At 59.2% G+C, this 3,474-nt stretch carries 2 protein-coding genes and 1 pseudogene; 2 read left to right on the forward strand and 1 reads right to left on the reverse strand.

Annotation, left to right across the window (positions count from 1 at the left end; genetic code table 11):
- Positions 1–114: 114 nt before the first annotated feature.
- A pseudogene (locus LOC54_RS11775) lies at positions 115–417 on the forward strand (EscU/YscU/HrcU family type III secretion system export apparatus switch protein); the annotation flags it as partial.
- Positions 418–425: 8 nt separating this feature from the next.
- Here LOC54_RS11775 and LOC54_RS11780 read toward each other — a convergent pair.
- Positions 426–1,877, reverse strand: coding sequence for an amino acid permease (locus tag LOC54_RS11780; protein WP_279313984.1), 1,452 nt, complete (start codon positions 1,875–1,877; stop codon positions 426–428).
- Positions 1,878–2,047: 170 nt separating this feature from the next.
- Here LOC54_RS11780 and glyA point away from each other — a divergent pair, with 170 nt between their 5' ends.
- Positions 2,048–3,337 (forward strand): serine hydroxymethyltransferase, encoded by a 1,290-nt coding sequence (gene glyA, locus LOC54_RS11785; protein WP_279313985.1) that lies wholly within the window; start codon positions 2,048–2,050, stop codon positions 3,335–3,337.
- Positions 3,338–3,474: the final 137 nt, after the last annotated feature.

Consider the following 3,474-nt stretch of genomic DNA (forward strand, 5'->3'; position numbering starts at 1 on the left):
ACAAACTCAAATCTACTTTCCTCGCAGCCGTGCAGTTCGCCTCAATCATCATACTGCTTAACTGACGACACGACGTAAAGAAATCAAATATGAGTCAGGGCATCCCAGAGTTGGTATAAGGCCACTGTCGTGGTCACCAACCCGACGCATTATGCCGTCGCTCTGGCCTACGATACCGGAGACGGCAATGCACCGCGTATTGTTGCAAAAGGCACGGATGAGCTTGCTGCGCGCATCAGGGAGTTTGCCTGGGAAAGCAAGGTGCCGGTAGTGCCCAATCCGCCGCTGGCCCGCACACTCTACGCTTTCCCGGAAGATACCGAGATTCCCTATGAATACTACCAGGCGGTCGCGGCAATCATCGCATGGATCTGGAAGAAGAAACAGCCTGCCAGTCCGCAGCCTCCCCTGACCTGAACCGGCCCTTACCTTCTGCTCTCAAGGCTGTTGCGATGGGAGTATCCGAAATAAATCCCAAGGCCCAGCACAAGCCATACAGCCATCCTGATCCATGTCAGCACGTCCAAGGACAGCATCACCGCAAGGCATGAGACAATACCGAGAACCGGGAACAGCATGCCGCCCGGCACCCGGAAGCGGCGCGGACGCTCCGGCTCCCTCACGCGCAGTACCATTACACCGGCGCAGACAATGATAAAAGCCAGCAGCGTGCCGATGGATGTCATATGGCCAAGCTCGGAAATCGGCAGGAATGCGCAGAGCAGCCCCGTCAGCACCATAAAAAACAGATTGGACATCCAGGGCGTATAGTACCGCTCATGCGTGCGGCTGAACATGGACGGCAGCAGCCCGTCACGGGACATCGCATAAAACACGCGACTCTGCCCCAGAAGCAGGACCAGCAGGACAGAGGTGAAGCCGCAGATCACCCCGAGCTTGACCAGAACCTGAAGCCAGGGAAACGGTGTCCGGTCGATCGCGGAGGCCACCGGCGCGGCATCTCCGATCATGTCATGGAAATTCACAATTCCGGTCAGAACCAGCGAGAACGCCACATAGGCCGCCGTGCAGACAGCAAGACTGCCGAGGATACCGATCGGCATGTCGCGCGCCGGATTCCGTGCCTCCTGTGCGGCCGTCGAAACCGCATCGAAACCGATATAGGCAAAGAATACCGTGCCTGCAGCCCGCATGATTCCGGACCAGCCGAAATGCCCGAACGTGCCGTCATTAGGCGGAATGAAGGGATGATAATTGGCGGTCGTGATGTAGGGCAGACCAAATACGATCACCGCGACAATCACGGCCAGCTTCACGGCGACGATGATTGCATTCACCCGCGCGGACTGGGAAATTCCGCGGATCAGAAGCAGCGAAATAACGCAGACGATAAAGACGGCCGGAAGATTCATCAGTCCGCGAACAGAAGAGCCGTCGGCCATCACGATGGTTTCAAAAGGAGAGGCAGTCAGTCGGGGAGAGAGCGAAATACCCCAGCTGTTCAGCAGTGACGTGACGTAACGCGACCAGCTGACGGATACGGTCGCCGCGCCGACCGTATATTCCAGCACGAGATCCCAGCCGATGATCCAGGCCACAAGCTCGCCGAACGCGACATAGGCATAGGTATAGGCACTGCCCGCCACAGGGATCATGCTGGCCAGTTCGCTGTAGCACAGAGCCGAAAATCCGCAGGCAACCGCTGCGATCAGATAGGCGATAAGCACGGCCGGACCCGCATTTTCCGATGCGGCAATACCGGTGAGGGAAAACAGCCCGGCCCCGATCGTGCAGCCGATTCCAAGCGCAATCAGATTCCCTGCCCCCAGAACCCGCCTCAGCCTCGCGCTTCCGGCAGGGGCACTGATCGATTTACGCCGGAACAGAGTGCCCGGCCCGGGACGCGTTTCGGGCATACATGTCTCCTCTTTCGGAGGATGATACGACAGCGCACCGTTCTGTAAAAGACAGCTCCGCGCTCTTGGGTGCGGGAGGAAGCTGCGGTAAAGACCTTTGCAAGGCCTGCCCGGTATCCGGCAGGTTGCGTGACCATACTTCCTCAGGAGAATCCCCTGTGAGTGAGCCCGTGAGCCAGACGGACCTGCACCGCTTTTTCAACGCGTCGGTCAGCGACACTGATCCGGAAGTGGCTGCAGCCATTCACGGTGAACTCGTCCGCCAGCAGGACGGTATCGAGCTGATCGCCAGCGAGAATATGGCGTCTCTCGCCGTCATACAGGCACAGGGCAGCGTTCTGACCAATAAATATGCCGAAGGCTATCCGGGACGTCGCTATTACGGCGGATGTGAGGAAGTCGATAAGGTCGAGGTTCTGGCCATTGAGCGCCTGAAGCAGCTCTTCGGTGCGGAGTTCGCCAACGTGCAGCCGCACTCCGGCGCCAATGCCAATCAGGCCGCCTTCATGGCCGTGGTCAAGCCGGGTGATACCGTTCTGGGGATGAGCCTTGCAGCCGGCGGTCATCTGACACACGGCGCGGCTCCGAATTATTCCGGAAAATGGTTCAATGCCGTGCAGTACGGAGTCCGCCGCCAGGATGGCGAGCTGGACTACGACGAGATGGAAAATCTGGCACGCGAGACAAAACCGAAACTCATCGTTGCCGGCAGTTCAGCCTATCCGCGTATCATCGACTTCCCGCGTTTCCGCAAAATCGCGGATGAGGTCGGCGCGCTGCTGATGGTCGATATGGCGCATTTCGCGGGTCTGGTCGCAGCGGGTCTGTACCCCAGCCCGATCCCGCACGCGGACATCATCACCTCCACGACTCACAAGACGCTGCGTGGCCCGCGCGGCGGTCTGATCCTGACGAACACCCCGGATCTGGCGAAGAAAATCAATTCCGCCGTCTTCCCCGGCCTTCAGGGCGGGCCGCTGATGCATGTCATCGCCGGTAAGGCAGTGGCATTCGGAGAGGCGCTGAAACCCGAATTCAAAGCCTATCAGACAGCCGTCGCCGCAAATGCAAAAGCGCTGGGCAAAACCCTGCTGGCCCGTGGATTTGACCTCGTGACCGGAGGCACGGACAGCCATCTTCTGCTGGTCGATCTGCGCCCGAAAAAGGTCACAGGCAAGAGCGCCGAGCAGGCACTGGAGCGTGCGGGGATTACGGCAAACAAGAATGCCGTGCCGTTCGATCCGGAAAAGCCTGCCATCACGTCCGGTATCCGCCTCGGAAGCCCTGCCGCAACCGCGCGCGGCTTCCGCGAGGCAGAATTCCACCAGGTCGGAGAGATGATTGACGAGGTTCTGGCAGCCCTTGCGGCCTCCGGCGGTGAGGGAGATGCAAAGATCGAGAACGCCGTGCATGAGCGCGTTAAGGCACTCTGCGCCAAGTTCCCGATCTATCGCGGCTGACAGATCATGTTTCCGGCGCGCCGGACAGATCCCGGCGCGCCGGATCTTAAGCTGCCTATATTACGGCGTGTCGTCAGTTAAGCAGTATGATGATTGAGGCGAACTGCACGGCTGCGAGGAAAGTAGATTTGAGTTTG

Source organism: Acetobacter sp. AN02 (assembly GCF_029759835.1).
Lineage (GTDB): Bacteria > Pseudomonadota > Alphaproteobacteria > Acetobacterales > Acetobacteraceae > Acetobacter.